This is a genomic window from Streptomyces sp. NPDC049040, from assembly GCF_043197715.1.
Classification (GTDB): domain Bacteria; phylum Actinomycetota; class Actinomycetes; order Streptomycetales; family Streptomycetaceae; genus Actinacidiphila.
The window spans coordinates 702,462-727,078 of sequence record NZ_JBICTO010000002.1; the positions used below are offsets into that span (position 1 = coordinate 702,462).

The following is a 24,617-nucleotide window of genomic DNA, read 5'->3' on the forward strand; positions in this document are numbered from 1 at the left end:
CCGACATCCCACCGACAGCCCGTATCGGTCCGGTGTCGGGGCCGTCCCCGGACCGCTCAGGCGACGTCGGAGCGGTGCGGTGCCAGGTCGGGAGGGGCGGGGTCAGGTCGGGACGGTGACCAGGAGGGCCCCGGTGTCGGTGCGGACGTCGAAGTGGGTGATGCCGGAGGCGTGCAGGCCCGCCGCGCCGTGGACGGTGAGGGGCGCGGGCTGCGTGTCGGTGCCGTAGCCGGCGGAGGGCACGGACCAGGTGGCCACCGTCTGAGAGCTGCCGTCGCCGCCGAACGCGATGAGACTGCAGGTCAATGGGCCGTGCACGCCGGTGAGCCGGAGGTCGACCGCACTGCCCCATCCCTTGTCGGTGACCGCGACGACGGCCGAGACACCGGTCGCCGGGTTGGAGGCCCGGTGCTGGTCGGAGCCGAAACTCTGGACCGCGGCGGGGGAGCCGCCGCCGTTGTCCTGTGCGGCCAGCACGGCGACCGCGGGACCGCCGACGACCAGGACCGCGGCTGCGGCGACCGAGACCAGCCGGCGCCGGCGGTGCGCCCGGCGCTCGCCCGCGACCTGCGCGAGCAGCCGTTCGAGCATGGCGTCGCCGCTGGGCAGCTCCGCGACGCCGAGACCGTCGGCCCGCAGCTCTTCGAGTACCGGCACCACACCGCTGAGCTCGTCCAGCTCCTGCCCGCACAGCTCGCACTCCACGAGGTGCGCCTCGAACCGCGCCATCTCGTCGTCGTCCAGCGCGCCGAGCAGATAGGCGCCCACGTCCATGTGCGGGTTCATGAGGTCACCCCTCTCTCCTCCAGCGCGTTCCGCAGGGCGCGCAGCGCGTAGAACACCCGGGACCGCACGGTCCCGGCCGGCAGTCCCAGCTCCTGTGCGGCCTCGTTGACGGTCCGGCCGCGGAAGTACGTCTCGATCAGGGCCTCCCGGTGCGCGTCCGACAGGTCCTGGAGCGCGTCCGAGATGGTCATCAGCCGCAGCGAGCGTTCCATCTCGTCATTGGCGGGCAGTTGGTCCAGCCCCGCGGGCGACGTCTCCGGCGGGCGGGCCTGGCGGCTGCGGTGGCCGTCGATGACGATGCGCCGGGCCACCGTGACCAGCCAGGGCCGCAGCGACCTGGCGGCAGGGTCGAGCCGGGACGCGCTCTTCCACGCCCGCAGCAGGGTCTCCTGCACGACGTCCTCGGCCAGGAAGCGGTCGCCGGCGACGAGCCGGAGTACGTAGGCGTAGAGCGCGCCCGCGTGCTCGCGGTACAGCGCCCGCATCAGCTCCTCCTCCGGGGCCGAGCCCGCAGGCCCCGAAGGTCCGGGTGGTGGTCCTTCCACGGGCGCATCCTGCCCTACCCGGCGCGCCCGGTCGAGTTCGCGTGCAGCCTGCCGGGACATCAGTAGCCGTCGGAGCCAGAGGCCGGCGCGGTCGCGGCGGCCTTGCCACCGGTGGGTGTCACCGCCCACCAGATGCCCATGACGCCCTGGCCGCCGGTGTCTCCGGCCTTGCTGTCGGCGGAGTACGTGTACATCGGCCACCCGCCGATGGTGAGCTGTTTCACGCCGCCCGCCCCGGTGATGCTGCCGACGAGAGCGGGGTCGACGCCCTTGACCGACGCGGCGTCGGCGGCCGGTGCGGCCGGCCACAGCGCCGCGCAGGTGCCTGCGCAGTGCGAGGCGGGCGGGTTGTCCGTGTCCTTGTCGAAGCGGTAGAGCGTGAAGCCCTTGCCGTTCACCAGAATGCTGCCGAGTGTGGCGTCGGTCACGGTGTGCACGGTCCCCGCGCCGCCGGCGGAGCTGCCGGAGGAGGACGAGGCCGAGGAGGAGCCCGCGGAGTCCGAGGAGCCGGAGGCGCCGCACCCGGAGACGGCGAGGAGCAGGCCTGCTGTGAGGACGCTCGCGGTGAGCGCACCGCGGCGAGTGGTGAGGGTCATCGTGACTTCCCGTGTGTGCCGGTGGCCGCCGTCTGGAGGGCGGGGCTCACCGGCACATACGGACCCGGCGGCAGGTTGTCTCAAAAGAAACCACGGCACTTTCGGAAAAACGCCGAAGTGTCAGGACTGCCGCCGCAGCCGGCGCCGGGCCGCAGTCAGTGGAAGGTGTGCTCCTCGGCGGGGAAGGCCCCGCCGACGACCTCTTCCGCGTACGCCTTCGCCGCGTCGCCGAGGGTCTGCCGCAGGTTCAGGTACTGCTTGGTGAAGCGCGGCACCTTCCCGCCGGTCAGGCCCACCATGTCGGTCCACACCAGCACCTGCGCGTCGGTGTCGGGGCCCGCCCCGATGCCGATCACCGGGATGTGCAGCGAGCGGGTGACCTCGGCCGCCACCTCGGCCGGCACCAGTTCGAGCACCACCGCGAAGGCACCGGCGTCCTGCGCCGCCTTCGCGTCCCTGATCAGGACGTGCGCCGCCTCCTCGCCGCGGCCCTGCACCCGGTGGCCGAGCGTGTTCACCGACTGCGGGGTCAGCCCGAGGTGCGCCATCACCGGGATGCCGGCCTGCACGATCGTCTCGGTCTGCGGCAGCGACCGCTCGCCGCCCTCCAGCTTCACCGCGCCGACCCCGGCCTCCTTGACCAGCCGGGTGGCGCTGCGCAGTGCCTGGACCGGGCCTTCCTGGTACGAGCCGAAGGTCAGGTCGCCGACGACCAGCGCCCGGCTCGTACCGCGGACGACCGCCGCGGCCAGCATCGTCATGTGGTCCATCGTGACCGGCACCGTGCTGTCGAAGCCGAGGTGGCAGTTCCCCATCGAGTCGCCGACCAGCAGCACCGGGATCCCGGCCTCGTCGAAGACCGAGGCGGTCATCGCGTCGTACGCGGTGAGCATGGGCCACCGCTCGCCCCGCTCCTTGGCCAGCGCCAGGTCGCGCACGGTGACCCTGCGGGTGCCGGTGCCGCCGTAGAGCGCCTTGGGGTTGTCGGTGCCCTTGCCGGTGGTCTTGTCGCTGCCCGCGGGCGTCTCCTGGGCAGCCGGAAGTTGCGTCATGGTGACAGCTCCCTCATGTCATCTCGAGGCGCCCTGACGGCGTCCCCGGATCCCCTCCATGCTGACACGGCTCGCCTACCGCGCAAAGGGGAGGAGCGCTGTGCGGTACGGCACGGTCCGCGCTCCGGCCACCGGGCGGCGGGCCGGTGGCCGGAGCGGCGCCTAGGCCGTCCGGGTGGTCCACGGCGCCGTCGCTGTGCGCCGTCGGGGGGACTCGGGCGCGTCACCGGGGAGGACGCGGGGCAGCGGTGGGCGCCGGAAGGCCGGCTACGTCGCGGAACCGGTGTAGGCGGCGAGGTGCCGGCCGGTGAGGGTGCCGGCGGCGGTGAGGTCGGCGGGGGTGCCCTCGAAGACGACGCGGCCGCCGTCGTGGCCCGCGCCGGGGCCGAGGTCGATGATCCAGTCGGCGTGGGCCATGACCGCCTGGTGGTGCTCCACGACGATGACGGACTTGCCGGAGTCGACGATGCGGTCGAGCAGGGCGAGGAGCTGCTCGACGTCCGCGAGGTGCAGGCCGGTGGTCGGCTCGTCCAGGACGTAGACGCCGCCCTTGTCACCCAGGTGGGTGGCCAGCTTGAGGCGCTGCCGCTCGCCGCCGGACAGCGTGGTGAGCGGCTGGCCGAGGCCGAGGTAGCCGAGGCCCACGTCGGCGAGCCTGGCCAGCACGGTGTGCGCCGCCGGCGTCCGCGCGTCGCCGGCGCCGAAGAACTCCTCCGCCTGTGCCACCGACATCGCGAGCACCTCGCTGATGTCGCGTCCGCCGAGGCGGTATTCGAGAACCGAGGCCTGGAACCGCTTCCCCTCGCACTCCTCGCACACGCTGGCGACGCCGGCCATCATCGCCAGGTCGGTGTAGACGACGCCGATGCCGTTGCAGGTGGGGCAGGCGCCCTCGGAGTTGGCGCTGAAGAGGGCCGGCTTCACGCCGTTGGCCTTGGCGAACGCCTTGCGGATCGGGTCGAGCAGCCCGGTGTACGTCGCCGGGTTGCTGCGCCGCGAGCCGCGGATCGGCGCCTGGTCGACCGACACCACGCCGGCGTCGGCCGGGATCGACCCGTGCACGAGCGAGCTCTTGCCGGAACCCGCGACGCCGGTGACGACGGTGAGCACCCCGAGCGGGATGTCGACGTCGACGTCGCGCAGGTTGTGCGCCGACGCGCCGCGGACCTCCAGGACGCCGGTGGGCTCGCGTACCGCCTTCTTCAGGCCGGCCCGGTCGTCCAGGTGGCGCCCCGTGACGGTGCCGCAGGACCGCAGGCCCTCGACGGTGCCCTCGAAGCAGACGGTGCCGCCGGCCGCACCGGCGCCGGGGCCGAGGTCGACCACATGGTCGGCGATGACGATCGTCTCCGGCTTGTGCTCCACCACCAGCACCGTGTTGCCCTTGTCCCGCAGCCGCAGCAGCAGGTCGTTCATCCGCTGGATGTCGTGCGGGTGCAGCCCGATGGTGGGCTCGTCGAAGACGTAGGTGACGTCGGTGAGCGGCGAGCCGAGGTGGCGGACCATCTTGACCCGCTGCGCCTCGCCGCCCGACAGCGTGCCGGCCGGGCGGTCGAGCGAGAGGTAGCCGAGGCCGATCTCCACGAAGGAGTCCAGGCTGTCGCGCAGCGACGCGAGCAGCGGGGCGACCGAGGGCTCGTCGAGACCGCCGACCCACTGTGCGAGGTCGCTGATCTGCATCGCGCAAGCCTCGGCGATGCCGACCTTCCCGATCTTCGACGACCTGGCGCCCTCGCTGAGCCGGGTGCCGTCGCACCCGGGGCAGGTGGTGAAGGTGACCGCCCGCTCGACGAAGGCCCTGATGTGCGGCTGGAGCGCGTCCTTGTCCTTGGACAGCATCGACTTCTGGATCTTGGGGATCAGCCCCTCGTAGGTGAGGTTGACGCCCTCGACCTTGACCTTGGTCGGCTCCTTGTGCAGGAAGTCGTGCATCTCCTTCTTGGTGTACTTGCGGATCGGCTTGTCCGGGTCGAGGAAGCCGGACTCGGCGTACACCCTTACGGTCCAGAAGCTGTCCTTGGTCCAGCCGGGGATGGTCAGCGCGCCCTCGGCGATCGACTTGGAGTCGTCGTAGAGCTGGGTCAGGTCGATGTCGGAGACCGTGCCGCGGCCCTCGCAGCGCGGGCACATGCCGCCGGTGCGGTTGAAGGTGGCCTTCACCGCCTTCCTGTCGCCGCGCTCGACGGTGATCGCGCCGCTCGCGCTGACCGAGGGGACGTTGAAGGCGTAGGCGCTCGGCGGGCCGATGTGCGGCTGCCCGAGCCGGCTGAAGAGGATCCGCAGCATGGCGTTGGCGTCGGTGGCGGTGCCGACCGTGGAGCGCGGGTCGGCTCCCATCCGCTGCTGGTCGACGATGATCGCGGTCGTCAGGCCTTCCAGCACGTCGACGTCCGGCCTGGCCTGCGTCGGCATGAAGCCCTGGACGAAGGCGCTGTAGGTCTCGTTGATCAGCCGCTGGGACTCCGCGGCGACCGTGCCGAAGACCAGGGAGCTCTTGCCCGAGCCTGAGACCCCGGTGAAGACGGTGAGGCGGCGCTTGGGGATCTCGACGCTGACGTCCCTGAGGTTGTTCACGCGGGCGCCGTGCACGCGGATCACGTCGTGGCTGTCGGCGCCCTCCGGCGCCGCCGGCTTCGGGTCCGTCCTCGTGGCCGTGCTCATCGTGTCTCCCTCATTGTGCGGACCGCCTCGGCGGGGTCGGCCATGGTGCCACGCTACGGGCGGCGGGCGGCCGGTGCTTCTCGATTCCTGACGGACCTCCCCGGCGGCCGGTTTTACCCGGACTTTACGATACGAGACGCCTCCGTATCGTAAGTGCCGCTTAGTCTGACAATATGTCCGACAACGCGAACTTCACCGTCCCCGAGGCGATACACCGCCGTCGCTGGGCGATCCTCATCGTGCTGCTGTTCAGCCTGCTCGTCGTGGTGCTGGACAACTCGATCCTCAACGTGGCGATGAAGACGATCGCGCAGCCCAAGCCGACCGGCCTCGGAGCGACGCAGAGCCAGCTGGAATGGGCGATCAACTCCTACACCCTGGTCTTCGCGGGCCTGCTGTTCACCGCCGGGCTGCTGGGCGACCGGCTCGGGCGCAAGAAGGTGCTGCTGTTCGGGATGCTGGTGTTCGGCATCGGGTCCGGGCTGTCGGCGTGGGCCGGCTCCGCGGGTGAACTCATCGCGTTCCGCGGCCTGATGGGCTTCGGCGGCGCCTTCATCATGCCCGCGACCCTGGCGATCATCATGAACGTCTTCCAGCGCGAGGAGCAGCCGAAGGCGATCGGCATCTGGGCAGGCGTCGTCGGCCTCGCCATCGCCATCGGCCCGATCACCGGCGGCCTGCTGCTGCAGCACTTCTGGTGGGGCTCGGTCTTCCTGGTCAACGTGCCGATCGTGATCGCCGGCCTGATCGCGATGTTCGTGCTCGTGCCCGACTCCAAGGACCCCAGGCCCGGGCGGCTCGACCCGGTGGGCGTGCTGACGTCCATCGCCGGACTCGTTCTGCTGATCTACGGCATCATCAAGGGCGGCCAGGCGGGCGACTTCACCAAGCCCGAGGTATGGGCCACCGCGCTCGGCGGCCTGCTGGTCCTGGCGGCCTTCGTCCTGTACGAGAAGCGCAGCGACCACCCGGCGCTGGACATGTCGTATTTCAAGAAGCGGCAGTTCTCCGCGTCGGTCGCCGCCATCGGCCTGGTGTTCTTCGCCCTGATGGGCGTGACCTTCTTCATCGTCTTCTACACCCAGTCCGTCCGCGGCTACAGCGCCCTGCAGTCCGGCCTGCTGCTGCTCCCGCTCGCCGGGGCGCAGATGATATTCGCCCCCAGGGCCCGGCTGCTGGTCGACAGGTTCGGCGCCAGGGCGGTCTGCGCCGCCGGTATGGCGCTGACCGGCCTGTCCTTCCTCGGCTTCCTGCTGCTCGGCACGGACACCCCGATCTGGGTGCTCGAAGTGCTGTTCTTCCTGATGGGCGCGTCCATGGCGCACGTCATGCCGCCCGCCACCGTGATGATCATGTCGTCGCTGCCGCGCGAGAAGGCGGGCTCGGGCTCCGCGGTCAACAACGTCTTCCGGCAGGTCGGCGGTGCGATCGGCGTCGCCGTGCTCGGCTCCCTGATGTCCACGGTCTACCGCAACGGGGTGCAGGGCCACCTCGACAGCCTGCCCGCGCCCGCCCGGCACGCCGCGGGGGAGTCCATCGAGGCCACACTCGGCGTCGCCGCGAAGCTCGGCCCCAAGGGCCAGGGCCTGGTCGGCCCGGCCGACGACGCCTTCATCCACGCCATGCACATCACGGCCGCCGCCTCCGGCGGCGTCGCCCTGTTCGGCGCGCTCGTCGTCCTCGTCTTCCTGCCCGCCAAGGACAGGCCCGAGACCGCCGGGCCCGGCGGTGAGGCGGAGCTGACGATGGCCGGTGCCGAGCAGTGAACGACCCGGATACGTCGGCCGTGCCGCGCGGGCGTCCGCGCGACGCGGCCGTCGGCCACAAGGTCGTCGAGACCGTGCTGCGGCTGATCGCCGACGGCACCACCTTCGGCGATCTGACGATGGAGGGCATCGCCCGCGAGGCAGGCGTCGGCAAGGCCACCGTCTACCGGCGGTGGGCGAGCAAGGACGCGCTGCTGCTCGACGCGATGGCCGCGGTCGACAGCCCGGCGCTGCCCGCGCTGCCCGGCACGTCCTTCCGCGACGACCTGGTCGTCGCGGTGGAGACGATACGCAGGCGGGGCCTGGCCAAGCGGGACTCCGCGATGCTGCGCAACATGCTCACCCAGATCCAGAACAACCCCGAGCTGTGGCGCAGCTACCACGACACCGTCATCGCCACCCGGCGCGCCGCGCTCGCGCGGCTGCTGGAGCGCGGCATCGCGCTCGGCGCGGTCAGGCCGGAGTTGGGCGGTGACATGGACCTCCTGGTCGACTTCGTCGCCGGGCCGCTGCTCACCCGCACGGCGTTCCACCAGGGCGCGGCCCTGCCGGAGGACCTCTCCGAGCGGGTCGTCGACATGATCCTGCGCGGCATCGCACCCTGACAGCCGTCCCGCGGCACCGGATTCGCGCCCGCTCCCGCGCGGACGGCACGTGATGGTTTTGTCACAAGCGCGTCGTTATGGGGCCACGGTGGGAACCCGTGGCCCCCCGCGCCCCGTCGGATCACCTACCGATCCCCTAAGGTCGGCAGTGCACCCGGCAAGGCAGCGAGGATCCTCATGACCCAGGCGCAGAGCAGCACGGACGCGGCCGCGGACGGCGACGGCACGCCGGAGCAGGCCGGCGCCGGGCGGCGCGACCGGATCGTGGAGCGCTTCCTGCGGTGGTGGCGGCCGGCCGGCATGTGGCGGCGCGGCATCGTGCTCGCCGCCGTCTGCCTGCTGCTCACCGGCGTGCTGTTCCTGCACTCCGACGTGCCCAACAGGATCGGCAACCTGGGCAGCCTGCTGGAGACGTTCCTGCCCTGGGTCGGCCTCGCGCTGCCGGTGCTTTTCGTGCTCGCGGTGCTGCGGCGTTCCACGACCGCGTTGATCGCGCTGCTGCTGCCGACACTGGTGTGGCTGAACCTCTTCGGCGGCCTGCTCACCGACAAGTCCTCGCCCGGCGGCGACCTGACCGTACTGACGCACAACGTCAACGCCGAGAACCCCGACCCGGACGGCACCGCCCAGGACGTGATCGCGGCCGGGGCCGACGTGGTGGCGCTCGAGGAGCTGGCCGAGAGCGAAGTGCCCAGGTACACCCGGGATCTGGCCACCGCCTACCGCTACCACTCGGTGCAGGGCACGGTCGGGCTGTGGAGCAAGTACCCGCTGAGCGGGGTGCGCACGGTGGACATCAAGATGGGGTGGACCCGGGCGATGCGGGCCGCGGTGAGCACGCCCGACGGGAAGGTCGCGGTCTACGTCGCCCATCTGCCGTCCGTGCGGGTGAAGTTCGACGCCGGTTTCACCGCCGGGCAGCGGGACGACGCCGCCGACGCGCTCGGGCAGGCCATCGCCTCCGAGCAGTTGCACAGCGTCGTCCTGCTCGGCGACCTCAACGGCACCATGAACGACCGGGCGTTGGCCTCGGTCACCTCGCAGATGCGCTCCACGCAGGGCGCCGCGGGCAACGGCATGGGATTCAGCTGGCCGGCCCGGCTGCCGATGGCGCGGATCGACCAGATCATGGTCAAGGGCGTGGAGCCCAGGTCCTCCTGGACGCTGCCGAAGACGGGCAGCGACCACCTCCCGGTCGCCGCCCGCCTCCAGCTCCCGCAGAGCTGAGGCCCGCCCGCTCAGAGGACCTGTTCGCCCTCGCGCCAGCGGTTGGTGATCGGCAGCCTGCGGTCCTTGCCGAAGCCCTTCGCGGAGATCTTCGTGCCCGGCGGGTACTGCCGCCGCTTGTACTCGGCGGTGTCGGTGAGCTTGAGGATCCGGGTCACCAGCTCCGCGTCGAAGCCGGCCGCGATGATCGCCTCCCGGCCCTGGTCGCGGTCCACGTACAGCTCCAGGACCCGGTCGAGCACGTCGTAGTCCGGCAGCGAGTCGGTGTCGACCTGGCCAGGGCGCAGTTCGGCGCTCGGCGGCTTGCTGATGGAGTTCTCCGGGATCGGCGGGGTCTCGCCCTGCGCGGCCGCCGCCGCGTTCCGCCAGCGGGCCAGCCGGAAGACGGTGGTCTTGTAGACGTCCTTGATCGGGCCGTAGGCGCCCACCGAGTCGCCGTACAGTGTCGAGTAGCCCACCGCCAGCTCGCTCTTGTTGCCCGGCGCGAGCACGATGTGGCCCTCCTGGTTGGAGATCGCCATCAGCGTCACGCCGCGCAGCCGGGACTGGAGGTTCTCCTCCGCGAGCCCGGTCAGGGCCAGCGAGTCCATGTACGCGTCGAACATCGGCGCGATCGGCACCGTGCGGTGATTGAGGCCCGTCCTGCGGGCCAACTCGGCCGCGTCGCCCTGCGAGTGGTCCGAGGAGTAGGCCGACGGCATCGACACGCCGTAGACGTTGGCCGGTCCGACCGCGTCGCACGCGATGGCCGCGACCAGGGCCGAGTCGATCCCGCCGGAGACGCCGATGAGGACCGAGCTGAAGCCGTTCTTCTCCACGTACGCGCGCAGGCCGGTGACCAGCGCCCCGTAGACCTCGGCGTCGTCCGCCAGGCGCTCGGCGACATCGCCGGTGAACTGCGGCGCGTACGGGGCGACCGGCTCCTCTGACAGCGTCACATGGGTGATCTCCAGGCCGTCGGCCACCCGGCCTGACGGCACCTCGGGCGCCGCGGCCGGCAGGTCGAGGTCGAGCATGACGCACTCCTCGGCGAACTGCGGCACCCGGGCGATCACCTCGCCGTCCGGCGAGACCGCGATCGTGTCCCCGTCGAAGACCAGCTCGTCCTGGCCGCCGACCATCGCGAGGTACACCAGGGTGCAGCGGGCCTCCTGGGCCCGCTTGCGGACCAGGTCGAGGCGGGTGTCGTCCTTGTCCCGCTCGTACGGCGACGCGTTGATCGACAGCAGCAGGCCCGCGCCCGCCGCGCGGGCCGCGGGCACCCGGCCGCCGTCCTGCCACAGGTCCTCGCAGATCGCCAGCGCCACGTCCACACCGCGGACCCGGATCACCGGCATGGTGTCGCCCGGCACGAAGTAGCGGAATTCGTCGAAGACGCCGTAGTTGGGCAGGTGGTGCTTGGCGAAGCGCAGTGCCACCTTGCCGTGGTGCAGCACCGCCGCGCAGTTCTGCGGGGCGCCGGCCGGCTGGCCGAACCTGGGGCGGGCGTCGCGGCTGCGGCCCAGGTAGCCGAGGACGACCGGCAGCTCGCCGAGCCCCTCGGCGGCGAGCCGCTCGGCCAGCTCCACCAGCCCGGCGCGGCTCGCCTCGACGAACGAGGACCGCAGCGCCAGGTCCTCCACCGGGTAGCCGGTGAGCATCATCTCCGGGAACGCCACGAGGTGGGCTCCCTGCCCGGCGGCATGCCGGGACCAGCGCAGGACCGACTCGGCGTTCCCGGCGATGTCGCCGACGCGGGCGTCGATCTGATTCAGGGCGAGTCGTAGTTGAGGCACGCCCCCAGTCTAATCGTCACCTAGACGAAATCGCTGTCGCCCGGGTCACACCGGGCCTGTCCGCGCCTGCCTGGGCGGCCCCGCGGCGCGTCGCCCCGCGGTTCCCCGCCCCCGCAGGGGACCGCGGGACGGCTCTCAGCCCCGGAGCCAGACCGCCGTGTCGGCCGGCAGCCTGCCGTCCGCGAGGGGCCCGCTGGCCAGCAGGACGTCCGTGCCCTCGGGCAGCTCCGCGGCGGAGTCGGCCAGGTTGACCAGGCAGACGAACCCCGGGGAGCGGCGGAAGGCCAGCACGCCGGGCGCGGACTCCAGCCAGGCGAAGGTGCCGTCGCCGAGGCCCGGCTCGCCGCGCCGCAGGCGCAGTGCCGCCCGGTACAGCGACAGCATCGAGTCGGGGTCCGCGGCCTGGACCTCCGCGGTGCGCGACGCCCAGTCCGCCGGCTGCGGGAGCCACGGCTCCGCGGCGCCACCCGCGGGACTGAAGCCGAACGGGGACGCGGAGCCCCCCCACGGCAGGGGGACCCGGCAGCCGTCCCGACCCGGGTTGGTGTCCGCCGAGCGCAGGTACATCGGGTCCTGGAGCTTGCCCAGCGGGATGTCCTCGACCTCGGGCAGCCCCAGCTCCTCGCCCTGGTAGAGGTACACCGAGCCGGGCAGTGCCAGCGTGAGCAGGGCCGCGGCCCGCGCCCGCCGGGTGCCGAGCTCCAGGTCGGTCGGTATCCCGAAGGCCTTCGTGGCGAAGTCGAATCCGGTGTCGGCCCGCCCGTAGCGCGTCACCGTACGCGTCACGTCGTGGTTGCACAGCACCCAGGTGGCGGGCGCGCTGACCGGTGCGTGCGCGGTCAGCGTCACGTCGATCGACGTACGCAGCCGGTCGGCCTCCCACGGGCACGACAGGAAGTCGAAGTTGAAGGCGGTGTGCATCTCGTCGGGCCGCAGATACCGTGCGAAGCGCTCCGCGTCGGGCAGCCACACCTCGCCGACCAGGATGCGCGCCCCGGGGTAGGAGTCGGCGATCCGCCGCCAGCCGCGGTAGATGTCGTGCAGCTCGTCCCGGTCGACGTACGGGTGCGCCGCCAGGACCGCGTCCGCGCCCGCGGCCGGATCGGGCAGGTCGGGCAGCTCCGGGTCCTTGGAGACCATGGCGGCGGAGTCGATGCGCACACCGCCGGCCCCGCGGTCGAACCAGAACCGCAGGATGTCCTCGTGCTCGGCGCGGACATCGGGGTGGTTCCAGTTGAGGTCGGGCTGCTCGGAGTCGAAGAGGTTCAAGAACCAGTCGCCCGGGGTGCCGTCCGGGTCCGTGGTCCTGGTCCACGCCGGGCCGCCGAACTGCGACGGCCAGTTGTTGGGCGGCAGTTCACCGTGCTCGCCGCGCCCCGGCCGGAACCAGAAGCGCTCCCGCGCGGCGGAACCGGCCCCCGCGGCCAGTGCCTCGCGGAACCAGGGGTGCGCGGCGGATATGTGGTTCGGCACGACGTCGATGATGGTCCTGATGCCCAGCGCGAGGGCCTCGGAGATCAGCTTCTCGGCCTCGGCCAGCGTCCCGAAGACCGGCTCGACGTCGCGGTAGTCGGCCACGTCGTAGCCGCCGTCGGCCATCGGCGACGGATACCAGGGGCAGAACCACAGAGCGTTGACGCCCAGCTCGGCCAGGTACGGCAGCCGGGACCGCACGCCGGCGAGATCACCGGTCCCGTCACCGTTGCTGTCGGCGAAGCTCCGCGGATAGACCTGGTAGATGACCGCGCCGCGCCACCAGTTCTCGTCGGCCTCGGGCTGAGGGGTGTCTGCCACGTCAACGTCCTTTCGGGCAGGTGGGACCCCGCCGCCGGCCCCGGATGGCGGGGATGTGGGCATGAGGACCGGCGGCGGAGTGCTGTGGGGTGGAGCGTTACGGAAGGCTGCGCGGCGTCATGGGCCGGTCAGCCCTTGAGGCTGCCGGCGGTCAGGCCGGACATGATGTTGCGCTGGAAGAGCAGGAAGATCAGCAGCGTCGGCAGCGCGGAGATGGCGAGCGCGGCGATGAGCACGTTCTGCGGTACGCCCTGCGACAGCGAGTTGATGCCGATGTTGATCGGCTGCTTCGACGGGTCGGGCTCCACCAGCATCGGCCAGAGGAAGTCCTTCCAGACGTTCACCACGGCGAAGATCGACACCACACCGAGGATCGGCCGGGACATCGGCAGCACGATCGACACCAGGGTGCGCATCGGCCCGGCCCCGTCGATGGCCGCCGCGGCCATCAGGTCGTTGGGGATCGAGTCGAAGAATCGTTTGAGCAGGAAGATGTTGAAGCCGTTGGCCACCGTCGGCAGCCAGATCGCCCACGGGTGGTTGATCAGGTTGACGTGCAGCAGCGGCAGGTCGAGCACCGTCATGTACTGCGGGATGATCAGCACCGCCGACGGGATCATCAGCGTGGCGAGCATGCCGCCGAGCACCACGTTGCCCAGGACGGGGCGCAGCTTGGACAGCGCGTAGGCCGCCGTCACGTCGAAGACCAGCTGGAAGGCCAGCGCGCCGAAGGCGTAGTAGAAGGTGTTCCACAGCAGCTTGGCGAGCTTGAGCTGGGTCCACGCCGTCTTGTAGTTCGACGGGTGGGGGTCCTTCGGTATCAGGGTCGGCGGGTTGTGCAGCACTTCGTGCACGGACTTGAAGCCGCTGGTCACCATCCAGTACAGCGGTCCGACGAAGACCAGGGTGAAGACCACGAGCACCACGGACAGCACGGTCCAGTAGATGACTCTTCCCCGGGGCCTTGCCAGGGTCGCGGACGAGATCAGCGTCCGGTTCGCGGGAGTGAACTCTGCCATGATCGTGATCCGTCCTAGTCGCTGTTCCGGTTGAGCCGCGCATACAGGCCGGAGAATCCGGCGAGTACCAGGAGCAGGAAGAGGCCGAGCGCCGCCGCGCCACCGAAGTTGTTGTAGCGGTATCCGTACTGGTAGACCATGTAGACCACGGTCATCGTGGAATTCTCGGGACCGTTTCCGCCGGCCATCAGAAAGACGTTGGTGAACTCCTGCATGGTCGCCACGATCTGGAGCAGCAGCATCAGCGAGAGCACCAGCCGGGTCTGCGGGATGGTCACGTGCCAGATCTTGCTCCACAGGCCCGCGCCGTCCAGGTCCGCGGCCTCGTAGAGCTCACCGGGTATGTTCTGCAGCGCCGCCAGATAGATCAGCGTGGCGCTGCCCATGCTCATCCAGGTGGCCGCGAGGACCACCGAGATCAGTGCGGTGTGCGACGAGTCGAGCCACTGTGACGTCGGCAGGTGGAAGATCTTGAGAATGCGGTTGAAAAGTCCGTATTCGGGGTTGTAGAAGTATTTGAAAAGCAGCGCGCCCGCCACCGGCGGGAGCATGACGGGCAGGTACACCAGGATGCGCAGATAGGCCCGTGCGTGCCGCAGTTCGTTGAGCAGGATCGCCACGAAGAACGGCACCGCGAAACCGAGGATCAGGGCGTAGAGCGTGAACATCCCGGTGTTCTTCCACGCCGTCCAGAAGTACGGGTCGTGGTAGACGGTCTTGATGTTCTTGAATCCGACCCAGCTGGTCACCCCGCGCTTGGTCTGCTGGAAGCTCATGATGAACTCCCGGACCATCGGGTACCAGGAGAAGAACCCGAAGCAGAGGATCGCGCCGATCAGGAACCCGTAGGCCTGGATGTTGTGGCTCAGCTTGCGGCTCAGGCCGCCCCGGCCGCCTTGGGTCCTGGGACCTGCGGCGCGCCCGGCGTGGCGCCTGGTTGTTTTGTCGGGGACGGTCGTCGCCGCCATGAAGGCTCCTCGGCTGGAAGCGGTGCTTGAAGTCCGTGCCGCGCCGCGGGGGCCGGTCGCCGACCGGCCCCCGCGGGCTGTGCTGCTACTGGCCCGCGGCCAGCAGCTGGTTCGCCTGCGTCTCCGCGGACGAGAGCAGCTTGCCGATGTCGGCGTTCTTGTTGCTCAGCACGCCGGACATCACGGTGTCGAGCACGGTGTAGAGCTTCTGCGCGTTCGGCGGCTCGCCCTTCACCGGGACCTGCGCGTCGACGTACGACTTGTAGTTCTGCACCGGCACGGTCGCGTACTGGGTCTTGTCCGCGGTGTCCGTGGCCTTGGACTGGCCGGTGAAGAAGAAGGGCTGCGGCAGGCCGACGGGGATGCCGTCGGTCTTGTTGCGCGCGTAGTTGAACTGGCCCTTCTTCAGGGTCAGGAACTTGAAGTTGATCCAGGCGATGCCGGCCTTGATCTGGTCCGGGCTGTCCGACTTCTTGAAGAAGTAGTCGTTGCCGCCCATCAGCGAGGTCTTGCCGCCGGGGATCGGCGCCATGCCCAGGTCGTTGAAGTTGGCACCGTACTGCTGGACCATGAGCTGGATGTCGTCGGGAGCGGCGAGGTACATGCCGATCTGCCCGGCGCCCATCGCCTTCTGGCTCTCGCCCCACGCCTTGCCCGCGCTGGACGGCATGCTGTTGTCCACCCACCGCATGTCGTGGATGGTCTGCAGGATCGAGGTGGCCTCGGGGCCGTTGAACGCGGCCTTGCTGCCGTCGTCGCTGACCACGTTGTTGCCCGCGCCGTACAGCGCCGAGGTCAGGTGCCAGCCGCCCTGGTTGCCCGCGCCGTACTCGAAGAATCCGTGGATGCCCTTGCTGCCGAGCTTGTCCTGGATGGTCTTGGCGTCGGTGCGGATCTCGTCCCAGGTGGTCGGCGGCTTGTCGGGGTCGAGGCCGGCGTCCTTGAAGATCTTCCGGTTGTAGATCAGGCCCATCGAGTAGTTGGTCGTCGGGAGGCCGTAGAGCTTGCCGCTGTCCTTCAGGATCGCCAGGACGTTGGGGTCGATGTCCTTGAGGTTCGGCACCGTCTTGTCATTGACGTAGTCGGTGATGTCGGCGGCCTGGCCCGCGTCGAGGACCTGGTTGAGGTCGGTGACGTAGCTGTAGAAGACGTTGGTCTCGGACTGGCCCTGGAGCTGGGCGGTGAACTTGTCCGTGTCCTCGCAGGGGAACGTGTCCTTGCTGTTGATCGTCACGTTCGGGTACGTCTTGTGGAACTCGGCGATGTCGTCGAGCCACTGCTTGCGCTCGGGCTTCTTCGTCGTGGGCGGCATGCAGTCGACGCTGATCGTCACCTTGGTCTTCGGGTCCAAGGGGGTACCGGCGCTGGAGCTGCTGGCCTTGCTGCTGCCGCCGTTGTCGTCCTTCTTGTCGCTTGAGGAGCACGCGGCGCTCGTCAATCCGATGCCTGCGACCAGCGCGACTGCCACCAGTCTGCGGTAGCGGATTCTGCTCATGATCAAACCCTTCCCCTGAACCACTGCGCGTCGTTGGACTGCGATCTGGGACCCCCGCGGCGCATGGATGCACATGGTGTCCGGCGCAGGTGCGCGCCGCCGTCTCGGGTTGGCTCAACGTACTTAACCCGATAGATGTCCGCAAGATGTCGCGTGAATTTCGCAAAGACACGACTTGGTCACGACGGCTGAGGGGGCAGGTCGCGCCGTGGAGACGACTGAGCGCGCAGTCGCACCGCGCCGGCGTCCGGCACGGGAACTGCGCGCTCAGCCCCTCTGAGGCGACTCTCGGGGGCGCCTTCAGGCGTTCGTACGGGCCTCCGGATGCGGGATGCGAGCGGGGTGCGGGGCCGGTCCCGTGGAACCGCGTACTACCAGTTCCGGTTCGAAGAACAGCTCGTCGTGGTCGACCGACGCACCACTGATCTCCCCCGCCAGCAGGTCGACCGCGGCCCGTCCCATGGCCTCGATGGGCTGCCGTACGGTCGTCAGCGGCGGCTCGGTGCAGTTCATCAGCGACGAGTCGTCGTAACCGATGACCGACACGTCTTCCGGCACCGAGAGCCGCCGTCTGCGGGCCGCCCTGATGGTGCCGAGCGCCAGCAGGTCGGAGGCGCAGATGAAGGCCGTGATGCCGCGGGCCAGCAGCCTGCTCGCGGCGGCCTGGCCGCCCTCCAGGGTGAACAGCGCGTGCTCCACGGTCACCGAAGGATCCACCCGGCGGGCCGCGGCCAGCTTGCGCCTGGACGGCACATGGTCGGGCGGCCCGAGCACCAGCGCGATCCGCTGGTGGCCGAGCGAGATCAGATGGTTCATCGCCTGCTCCACCGCCACCGCGTCGTCGCAGGAGACCCGGGGGAAGTCGAGATGGTCGATGGCCGCGTTCATCAGCACGGTGGGCAGGTTGCGTTCCGCGAGCCGTGCGTAGTGGTCGTGGGGTGATTCGGCCTGGGCGTAGAGCCCGCCGAAGAAGACGACCCCCGAGACGTGTTGCTGGAGCAGCAACTCCACGTAGTCGGCCTCGGAGACGCCGCCCGCGGTCTGTGTACACAGCACCGGGGTGAAGCCCTGCTGTGCCAGTGCGCCGCCGACCACCTCCGCGAAAGCAGGGAAGATCGGATTCTGCAGCTCAGGCATGACCATGCCGACCAGCCGGGCGCGTTCGCCCCGCAGCTGGGTGGGCCGTTCGTAACCGAGCACGTCAAGGGCGGTGAGGACCGCGGCCCGGGTGGCGTCGGAGACGCCGGGCTTTCCGTTCAGCACCCGGCTGACGGTGGCCTCGCTCACCCCGACCTTCTTTGCCACCTCGGCAAGTCGTCGTGTCATGGCGTCGATTCTAGTACAGGTGGCGCAAGATTCTTGCGGTGAATTTGCGGGAATTCTGCAAGTCATCCAAATTTTGCGAAACGCGGTCGACATATTGCTGCGTCAGGTCGTGGTCCTTAGGGTGTCGGTCGTCACACCAGCGACTCCCGTCAGAAGGGACCCCCCCACCGCATGGACACCAGACGTCGCTCCTCGGTCTGGCTCGCCTCGGCGACCGCCGCCGCGCTCGCCGCCGGCGGACTCGCCTTCGCCCTGACCGCCCAGCAGGCCAGTGCCGCCCCCACCGCACAGGCCGTCTCGCCCTTCGCCGTCAGCGGCGGTGCCACCGTACCGTTCACCGAATACGAGGCGGAGGCCGCCGCCACCAACGGTTCCCCACTCGGCCCCGACTACACCCAGTCAACCGTCGCCTCCGAGGCGTCGGGCCGCCGCGCCGTCACGCTCAGTGGCCAGGGCAAGTACGTCGAGTTCACCCTGACCAAGCCGGCCAACGCCGTCGACGTCGCCGTGAACCTGCCGCGCGGCGCCTCGGGCACCGTGTCGGTCTACGTCAACGGCACCAGGATCGCCGGCAGGCTCGCGGTGACCTCCCAGTACTCCTACGTGGACACCGGCTGGATCGCCGGCGCCAGAACGCACCACTACTTCGACGACTCCCGGCTGCTGCTCGGCCAGAACGTGGCCGCGGGCGGCAAGGTGAAGCTGCAGCTCGACGCGGGCGACACCGGCAGCGCCACCGTCGACGTGGCCGACTTCGAGCAGGTCGCGGGCGCCGCCACCCAGCCCGCGAACTCCGTCTCGGTCGTCACCGACGGCGCCGACGCAGGCGGCAGCGGCGACTCGACGCAGGCATTCCGGCAGGCGATATCCGACGCCAAGGCGCAGGGCAAGGAGGTCTGGATCCCGCCGGGGAACTTCAAGGTCACCTCGCAGATCCCCGCCGACGGAGTCACCCTGCGCGGCGCCGGCAACTGGTATTCGGTGGTGCACAGTTCGCACTTCATCGACCAGGGCTCGGCGGGCGGCAACACCAAGCTCTACGACTTCGCCGTCTTCGGCGACGTCAGCGTCCGCAACGACAACTCGCCCGACAACTTCGTCACCGGCAGCCTCGGCCCGAACTCCGTGGTCTCCGGGATGTGGGTGCAGCGCGAGAAGGTCGGCCTGTGGCTGACCGGCAACAACGACAACCTGGTGGTGCAGAACAGCCGGATCATCGGCACCACCGCCGACGGGCTGAACCTCGACGGCAGCGCGCACAACGTCACCGTCAAGAACAACTTCCTGCGCAACCAGGGTGACGACTCGCTCGCCATGTGGTCGCTGGGCTCACCCGACACCGGCAACAGCTTCACCGGCAACACCATCGTGCAGCCCAACCTGGCCAACGGCATCGCGATCTACGGCGGCAGCAACAACACCGCGTCCGGCAACGTGATCGCCGACACCAACGCGCTCGGCAGCGGCATCGCGATCTCCAACCAGGCCTTCCTGCAGCCCTTCAACCCGCTGTCCGGCACGGTCACCGTCTCCGGCAACACCCTGATCCGCACCGGGGCGCTCAACCCCAACTGGGGCCACCCGATGGGCGCGCTGCGGGTCGACTCCTACGACTACGCCATCAGCAACGATGTGCGGATCAGCAACACCACCTTCATCGACAGCCCCTACAGCGACTTCGAGTTCGTCTCGGGCGGCGGCCACGGCTACCAGGTCAGCGGGGTCACGATCAGCGGCGCGACCGCGTCCGGCACCGGCACCGTGGTGGTGCAGGCCGAGACCCCCGGCTCCGCGTCGATCAGCAACGTGACGGCCACCGGCACCGGTGCGACCGGCGTCTACAACTGCCCCTACCCGGCGAACCTGCCCGCCTTCACGATCAACAAGGGCGCGGGCAACAGCGGCTGGGACGGCAACTGGGGCGACTGCGGCAGCTGGCCGCAGCCCGGCAGCGGCCCCGGCACCGGAACGGGCGGCACCACCGGCGGCACGACCACACCGCCGCCTGCCGACGTGAACCTGGCCAAGGGCCGCCCGGTCACCGACACCGGCCACGCCGACGTCTACACCGCGGGCAACGCCGTCGACGGCAACGCCTCCACCTACTGGGAATCCACCAACAACGCCTTCCCCCAGTCCCTCACCGTCGACCTCGGCGCCACCAGGACCATCGGCCGCGTCGTCGTCAAACTCCCCCCCGCCACCGCCTGGGCCACCCGCACGGAAACCCTCTCCGTACTCGGCTCCACCGACAACGGCACCTGGACCACCCTCAAACCCTCCACCGGCTACACACTCAACCCCGCCACCGGCAACACCGCCACCATCACCCTGACCCCCACCACCACCCGCTACCTGCGACTCACCATCACAGGAAACACCGGCTGGCCCGCAGCCCAGCTCTCCGAAGTGGAGGCCTACACCTCCTGAGCGGGACGACCTCCCGCGCGGCGGCGGACGGCGGTGCCCACGGCGGGCGCCGCCGTCCGCGGCCTTGCCGGTCAGCGCTTGTCAGGGGCCTTCGCCGTCTTCTGGGCCTTCGGCGCCCGGGGCCCGGCGGGCCGTCGCGGGGCGCGGGCGCGGGCGGGGGCGCCGCCGTCGCGCAGGTGCAGGGCACGCAGCGCGATCTCGGTGGCGAACCGCTCGTCGGGATGGACCAGCTGCTGGCCGAAGGCCCGCTCCAGGATCCGCATCCGGTAGCGCACGGTCTGCGGGTGGACTCCCAGCTGCTCGGCGATCTGCGCCGCGGTGCCGCGGGTCGTCAGCCAGAGCCGCAGCGTGTCGACGAGCCTGGCCTGCTGGGTGGGCGTCAGGGCGCCGAGCGGGGCGAGGTACTTGGCGGCCATCTGGTCGGCCAGGGCCGGGTCGCCCAGCAGCCACAGGGATAACAGCCGGTCCTCGCTGAGGAGTAAGGACTCGCCCGCCGTGGCGTCGCTGCCGGCCAGCGCGAGGGTGTGCCGGGCCCAGCGCAGCGAGTCCGCGGCCTCGCCGAGGCCGGTGGTCAGCCCGACCGCCGCCCGGCAGCCGCCGAGCGCCTCCTCGATGCAGGCGCGGCGCTCCTCGGTCCACGGCCCCGGCACCAGCAGGTGCGGCTCGGGGTCGGCCAGGTCCTGGAGCATGTCCGCGTCCAGGGCCTGGCGGCGCGGCCGGGTGCCGGGGGCGAGCGCCACCATGGTCACCTCGTCCGGCAGCCGCCAGGCGCAGTGCTCGGCGAGTTCGGCCAGCGCGCTGCGGGCCACCGCTGTGCCGCCGAGGATGCGGCGCAGCAGCCGCCGGCGCCGGTTGTCGGGTTCCTCGCCGAGCTCGGCCAGCGCCTGGACGTAGCCCTCGCGGGAGAGTTCCGCCAGGTCGCCCATGTAGGCGAAGAGGGCGTCGGCGAAGGTGAGCATGAAGCCGGCCGACAGGTTGTAGCGGCGGCCGACCGCGCGCACCCGGCGCAGCGCCACCTGGCATCCGATCCGGTAGGCGGCCTGGAGGTTGTCGAGACTGCGGCCTTCGTACGCCTCGTAGCGGCCGAAGCGCCGGCACAGGTCGTCGCGCAGCGAGGTGGTGGCGGTGGGGGCGGCGACCCGGTCCACGAAACTGGCGATGCTCTGCTCGATACCGAAGCGGATCACCCTGCTGTTCGGGCCTTCCAGGAGATGCCCGTATTCGGGGATCGCGGCGACGATTTCAGCTGCCATCTCTTTTAAAAGGCTTGGCAGTTCCGGGCGCATGATCGCGGCGAACTCCCGGGGTATCGGGCCCGCGATCTCCCCTTGATCCGGGACCTGCCGCATGACGGACATCGCCGAACCCCTCCCGTACCGCCTCATTGCGTCGGTGGCCTCGCTGCAACATAGACCAAATGTTCACGCTGCGCAGCCCCGCGGATGCGTAAACGTTGTCGGCCGGGCGGCACCCGGTGCCGCGGCCGGGCCCGCGGGCCGGATCGGCGGCGGGGTGCGGCCGGATGAATGCTCACTCGCCGACAAAAGAAGGCGGGGCGGTGTTGCCCCGGTGACAGAAAATTACCCGACGGTAGCCTTCCGGATGGAATCTTGGCCGCACTTGTTGCGCCGTCCGGTTACCCGTGCGTAACGTCCAGCCCTGCAAGGGCACCCGAGGGAATCGGTGCCCCACGTTCCAGGTAGCAGTCGCAGCCGAATTCCGCCCCCGGCGTGCAGAGATGTGCACGTGAAGAGCGCGGTCTTCCGGTTTATCAGGTACGTCGAACTCCTCGGTCTCACGGAAGGAAATCAGCCCATGCGCAAGCTCACGAGGGCCTTCACCGGTACGGCGGCCACGGGTGTCGCGATCATCGCCGCGGTCGGCCTGGCCGCAGCCCCGGCCTTCGCCACCGTCAGCTCGGCGAAGGTCAGCGGCAGCACCGGCACCGGCGGTGCCTTCACCGCCACCGCCACCAGCCCGACGCTCACCGACAGCAAGACCCACGTCAAGCTCACCTGCGCCTCCGCCACCGCCGCGGGCACCGCGCCGAACGGCACCTACACGGCCGGAGCGCCCACCGCGATCAAGGTCGCCTCGCTGACCTCCCTCGCGTGGAGCCAGTGCACGATCAGCGGCATCCCCTTCACGGTGAAGGCCAACGCCACTCCGTGGAGCCTGAACGCCACCGGTGCCACCAGCAGCGGCGTCACCCCGGGCTCCATCACCGGCGTCAACGCCAGCCTGTCGGGCGCGTGCAACGCGACCGTCACCGGCACCGTCACCGGCACGTACAGCAACACCCCGCACACGCTGGCCATCAACGCCGGCACGCTGACCGTCTCCGGCGTCAGCGGCCTGTGCCTCGGCCTGATCAACAACGGCGACGCGGTCGTCTACAACGCGAACTACGTCGTCACGCCGGCGACCCTGGCCGTCAACGCGACCTGAGGCCGGCTTCGCTCATCCGCGGGTACGGCATCCCGGCCCCGCGGGGCGACGGCATCCCTCGTCGTCCGCACCAGAGCCCCGGCGGGCACCTCGCCCGCCGGGGCTCGCCGTCCCCGGACGCAAAGCCCTCCGTACTCGCCCGGCGACAAGAACGGGCCGCCGGATTGTCAACGGATGACAAGAAAAGCGGCTCCTCGCACGCTCGCCGAATTCGCCCTCGTCGATCACTTGTACGGCCTTATTACCCGCCCGTAATGTCCGTGCGTCGCCGACGCACCACCTGGAGGAGTCAGCCGATGCGAGGTGCCGCGAACCTGCGCCGGGCGGCGCTGACGGCTGCCACGGCCTCGGTCGCCGTCCTGGCAGGGATGCTGCCCGGCACCCCGTCCGCGGCCACCGGTCCCGACGGCGCCGTCGAACTCGCCTACACCTGCCGCTTCACCCCGGGCACCGCGGCGGGCCCCGGCACGGCGGGCGCCTCCGCCTCCGCGACTCCCGGTCCGGGAGCCGGCTCCGGCTCCGACGCTGGCGTGACCGAGGACGCCACCGTCACCGTCCACCAGGACTACCCGGCCACCGGGGCCGTCGGCGCACGTATCCAGCCCGGCCCGCTCACCGTCGAGGTCGCCCTCGGCAAGGACGCCGCAGGCGCCGTCCTGCCGACCGGCACCGCCTCGGCCACCGCCACCGGATCGCTGACGGCCCGCGTCACCCAGGGCCCGTCCGCGGCCGACGCGGTGTGGTCCGGGCTGCGCGCCGCCTCGACACCCACCGCCGGCGGCCTCGACCTGACCTTCACCGGGGACGCCGCCGCGCTCAGCGTCACCGCCCCCGGCACGGTCCGCTTCGACGCAGGACGGCTGGACATGGTCGTCTACGCCGCACCCGGCGCCACCGCCCCGCCCACCGGGTCCTCCGCGCCCGCGCAACCGGAGTCGGCAGGCACCGGCGGGCCGGGCGCGGCGGCCGGCGGCGGCAGCGCACCGGACACCGCCGCCACCGGCACCTCGGCGGACGGGTCGGCTGACGGCGCGGCGAAGGACTCCACGGGTACGGCGGCCGGCAACGCCCCGGCCACCGCCGCCTCCGGTGGCGCGACCGCCGCCTGCACGCCCAAGGACGGCCAGTCCACCCTGCTCGGCGAGGTCGGCGTCCTCAGGAAGCCGGTGGCGTCCCCGCCGTCCCGCCACGGCACGGGCCCCGCGGGCGCAACCGGCGCCGGGACCGGCAGCGCGGCGCCCGGCCCGTCCACCGGTGCCGCCACGGCGGAGGCCGACCGGCACGGCACCATCGCGCTGGCCGCGCCTGCGCACTCCGGCATCTCGACCTGCCCCGATCCGCCCAAGGGCGAGCCGGACCAGCAGATCCTGGACCAGCAGCCCCGCCCGCCGGGCTCCTTCAACATCCCCGTCGCACCGGAGGACCGCCAGGCCGAGTGCACCTTCCTCACCGGGCTGTCCAACGTCGGCAAGCAGAACGGCGCCTCCGTCATCAACGACCTCGACGACCACCCGGCGCTGACCGACGTCACCCAGACCGGGGTGTGGATCGGCTTCCAGGAGGACGGATCCCTCTACAGCGAGTTCGACTCCGTCGCCACCCTCGCGCTGCCGCCGTCGGACTCCACCTTCCTGACCTTCGGGTTCATGCCGACCAGCGCCGTGCTGACACTGACCCAGGTCGGGCCGCTGACCCTGGTCATCGTCGGCAGCAGCGGCAGCGACTACATCACCACCACCACCGTCTACGGCAAGCTGCAACTGCGGCTGAGCCGGATCGAGGTCAACGGCACCCCGCTGGACGTCGGTGCGAACTGCCGCACCGTGAGGCCGCTCGACATCAAGCTGGTCGGCATCGACAAGAGCAACACCGCGGGAGCCGGCGGCGTCATCAAGCCGACGGACTACAACGAGATCAGCGGCGGCCCGCTCTCCCAGTCCGGCCTCGTCATCCCGCCGTTCACCGGCTGCACCGCCCACGGGGACAACGTCGACGCCCTGCTCACCGCGTCGATCTCCGGGAACGACAACTCGCTCAACCTCATCCAGGGACCGCTGTGCATCCCCAGTGCCGACCTGAACTGCCACCCCGAGATCCAGTACCCGACCCCGCCGCACCGCTGAC

At 70.7% G+C, this 24,617-nt stretch carries 18 protein-coding genes; 6 read left to right on the forward strand and 12 right to left on the reverse strand.

The features are described 5' to 3' along the window. Positions 1-102: 102 nt before the first annotated feature. The 5 genes from ACGFMP_RS08030 to ACGFMP_RS08050 form a co-directional block, all read right to left on the reverse strand. A complete protein-coding gene (locus ACGFMP_RS08030) occupies positions 103-786 on the reverse strand; it encodes an anti-sigma factor family protein (RefSeq protein WP_393671025.1) in 684 nt (227 codons plus the stop codon). After that, positions 783-1,391 carry a sigma-70 family RNA polymerase sigma factor gene (locus ACGFMP_RS08035; protein ID WP_393671026.1) on the reverse strand — a complete coding sequence of 203 codons (609 nt, stop codon included), beginning with the start codon at positions 1,389-1,391 and terminating at the stop codon, positions 783-785. Before ACGFMP_RS08035 ends, ACGFMP_RS08030 begins: the two co-directional genes overlap by 4 nt. Then, complete coding sequence (locus tag ACGFMP_RS08040) at positions 1,391-1,927, reverse strand: hypothetical protein (RefSeq protein ID WP_393671027.1); 537 nt, start codon at positions 1,925-1,927, stop codon at positions 1,391-1,393. Before ACGFMP_RS08040 ends, ACGFMP_RS08035 begins: the two co-directional genes overlap by 1 nt. A 155-nt stretch (positions 1,928-2,082) precedes the next feature. Next, positions 2,083-2,979 carry a 3-methyl-2-oxobutanoate hydroxymethyltransferase gene (panB, locus tag ACGFMP_RS08045; protein ID WP_393671028.1) on the reverse strand — a complete coding sequence of 299 codons (897 nt, stop codon included), beginning with the start codon at positions 2,977-2,979 and terminating at the stop codon, positions 2,083-2,085. 267 nt (positions 2,980-3,246) lie between these two features. Continuing rightward, positions 3,247-5,640 carry an ATP-binding cassette domain-containing protein gene (locus ACGFMP_RS08050; protein WP_393671030.1) on the reverse strand — a complete coding sequence of 798 codons (2,394 nt, stop codon included), beginning with the start codon at positions 5,638-5,640 and terminating at the stop codon, positions 3,247-3,249. 173 nt (positions 5,641-5,813) lie between these two features. On the opposite strand from ACGFMP_RS08050, the gene ACGFMP_RS08055 reads away from it, so the two are divergent. The 3 genes from ACGFMP_RS08055 to ACGFMP_RS08065 all read left to right on the forward strand — a co-directional run bounded on the left by ACGFMP_RS08055 (position 5,814) and on the right by ACGFMP_RS08065 (position 9,238). Then, positions 5,814-7,406, forward strand: a complete 1,593-nt coding sequence (locus ACGFMP_RS08055; protein ID WP_393671031.1) for an MFS transporter — start codon at positions 5,814-5,816, stop codon at positions 7,404-7,406. Then, complete coding sequence (locus tag ACGFMP_RS08060; RefSeq protein WP_393671032.1) at positions 7,403-8,011, forward strand: TetR/AcrR family transcriptional regulator; 609 nt, start codon at positions 7,403-7,405, stop codon at positions 8,009-8,011. Before ACGFMP_RS08055 ends, ACGFMP_RS08060 begins: the two co-directional genes overlap by 4 nt. A gap of 300 nt (positions 8,012-8,311) precedes the next feature. Further along, entirely contained in the window at positions 8,312-9,238 is a 927-nt protein-coding gene (locus ACGFMP_RS08065) for an endonuclease/exonuclease/phosphatase family protein (protein ID WP_393671373.1), read from the forward strand. Between the two features lie 11 nt (positions 9,239-9,249). On the opposite strand, the gene ACGFMP_RS08070 is transcribed toward ACGFMP_RS08065, so the two are convergent. From ACGFMP_RS08070 to ACGFMP_RS08095, 6 genes are all read right to left on the reverse strand, one after another. After that, positions 9,250-11,013 carry an NAD+ synthase gene (locus tag ACGFMP_RS08070; RefSeq protein WP_393671033.1) on the reverse strand — a complete coding sequence of 588 codons (1,764 nt, stop codon included), beginning with the start codon at positions 11,011-11,013 and terminating at the stop codon, positions 9,250-9,252. A 135-nt stretch (positions 11,014-11,148) separates the two neighbouring features. Beyond that, on the reverse strand, positions 11,149-12,807 hold the full coding sequence (locus ACGFMP_RS08075) for a glycoside hydrolase family 13 protein (protein ID WP_393671034.1): 1,659 nt from the start codon (positions 12,805-12,807) through the stop codon (positions 11,149-11,151). Between the two features lie 128 nt (positions 12,808-12,935). After that, positions 12,936-13,826: a carbohydrate ABC transporter permease gene (locus tag ACGFMP_RS08080; protein ID WP_393671035.1), complete on the reverse strand. Its 891-nt coding sequence runs from the start codon at positions 13,824-13,826 to the stop codon at positions 12,936-12,938. Between the two features lie 14 nt (positions 13,827-13,840). Further along, positions 13,841-14,794 carry a carbohydrate ABC transporter permease gene (locus tag ACGFMP_RS08085; RefSeq protein ID WP_393671036.1) on the reverse strand — a complete coding sequence of 318 codons (954 nt, stop codon included), beginning with the start codon at positions 14,792-14,794 and terminating at the stop codon, positions 13,841-13,843. An 85-nt stretch (positions 14,795-14,879) separates the two neighbouring features. Next, positions 14,880-16,289: an ABC transporter substrate-binding protein gene (locus tag ACGFMP_RS08090; protein WP_393671037.1), complete on the reverse strand. Its 1,410-nt coding sequence runs from the start codon at positions 16,287-16,289 to the stop codon at positions 14,880-14,882. 300 nt (positions 16,290-16,589) lie between these two features. Then, complete coding sequence (locus tag ACGFMP_RS08095) at positions 16,590-17,615, reverse strand: LacI family DNA-binding transcriptional regulator (protein ID WP_205042732.1); 1,026 nt, start codon at positions 17,613-17,615, stop codon at positions 16,590-16,592. Positions 17,616-17,786: 171 nt separating this feature from the next. On the opposite strand from ACGFMP_RS08095, the gene ACGFMP_RS08100 reads away from it, so the two are divergent. After that, entirely contained in the window at positions 17,787-20,045 is a 2,259-nt protein-coding gene (locus ACGFMP_RS08100; protein WP_393671039.1) for a discoidin domain-containing protein, read from the forward strand. A 71-nt stretch (positions 20,046-20,116) separates the two neighbouring features. On the opposite strand, the gene ACGFMP_RS08105 is transcribed toward ACGFMP_RS08100, so the two are convergent. Then, entirely contained in the window at positions 20,117-21,403 is a 1,287-nt protein-coding gene (locus ACGFMP_RS08105; RefSeq protein ID WP_393671041.1) for a helix-turn-helix domain-containing protein, read from the reverse strand. A gap of 457 nt (positions 21,404-21,860) precedes the next feature. Between ACGFMP_RS08105 and ACGFMP_RS08110 the strand changes: the two genes are divergently transcribed. Further along, positions 21,861-22,493 (forward strand): hypothetical protein, encoded by a 633-nt coding sequence (locus ACGFMP_RS08110; RefSeq protein ID WP_393671042.1) that lies wholly within the window; start codon positions 21,861-21,863, stop codon positions 22,491-22,493. Between the two features lie 296 nt (positions 22,494-22,789). Beyond that, complete coding sequence (locus ACGFMP_RS08115; RefSeq protein ID WP_393671043.1) at positions 22,790-24,616, forward strand: hypothetical protein; 1,827 nt, start codon at positions 22,790-22,792, stop codon at positions 24,614-24,616. Position 24,617 lies beyond the last annotated feature (1 nt).

Coding starts and splice junctions, on each gene's coding strand:
- ACGFMP_RS08115 (WP_393671043.1), top strand. CDS start 22,790: ATGCGAGGTGCCGCGAACCTGCGCCGGGCGGCGCTGACGGCTGCCACG.
- ACGFMP_RS08085 (WP_393671036.1), bottom strand. CDS start 14,794: ATGGCGGCGACGACCGTCCCCGACAAAACAACCAGGCGCCACGCCGGG.
- ACGFMP_RS08110 (WP_393671042.1), top strand. CDS start 21,861: ATGCGCAAGCTCACGAGGGCCTTCACCGGTACGGCGGCCACGGGTGTC.
- ACGFMP_RS08080 (WP_393671035.1), bottom strand. CDS start 13,826: ATGGCAGAGTTCACTCCCGCGAACCGGACGCTGATCTCGTCCGCGACC.
- ACGFMP_RS08055 (WP_393671031.1), top strand. CDS start 5,814: ATGTCCGACAACGCGAACTTCACCGTCCCCGAGGCGATACACCGCCGT.
- ACGFMP_RS08095 (WP_205042732.1), bottom strand. CDS start 17,615: ATGACACGACGACTTGCCGAGGTGGCAAAGAAGGTCGGGGTGAGCGAG.
- ACGFMP_RS08040 (WP_393671027.1), bottom strand. CDS start 1,927: ATGACCCTCACCACTCGCCGCGGTGCGCTCACCGCGAGCGTCCTCACA.
- panB (WP_393671028.1), bottom strand. CDS start 2,979: ATGACGCAACTTCCGGCTGCCCAGGAGACGCCCGCGGGCAGCGACAAG.
- ACGFMP_RS08105 (WP_393671041.1), bottom strand. CDS start 21,403: ATGTCCGTCATGCGGCAGGTCCCGGATCAAGGGGAGATCGCGGGCCCG.
- ACGFMP_RS08050 (WP_393671030.1), bottom strand. CDS start 5,640: ATGAGCACGGCCACGAGGACGGACCCGAAGCCGGCGGCGCCGGAGGGC.
- ACGFMP_RS08100 (WP_393671039.1), top strand. CDS start 17,787: ATGGACACCAGACGTCGCTCCTCGGTCTGGCTCGCCTCGGCGACCGCC.
- ACGFMP_RS08090 (WP_393671037.1), bottom strand. CDS start 16,289: ATGAGCAGAATCCGCTACCGCAGACTGGTGGCAGTCGCGCTGGTCGCA.
- ACGFMP_RS08030 (WP_393671025.1), bottom strand. CDS start 786: ATGAACCCGCACATGGACGTGGGCGCCTATCTGCTCGGCGCGCTGGAC.
- ACGFMP_RS08035 (WP_393671026.1), bottom strand. CDS start 1,391: ATGTCCCGGCAGGCTGCACGCGAACTCGACCGGGCGCGCCGGGTAGGG.
- ACGFMP_RS08065 (WP_393671373.1), top strand. CDS start 8,312: ATGTGGCGGCGCGGCATCGTGCTCGCCGCCGTCTGCCTGCTGCTCACC.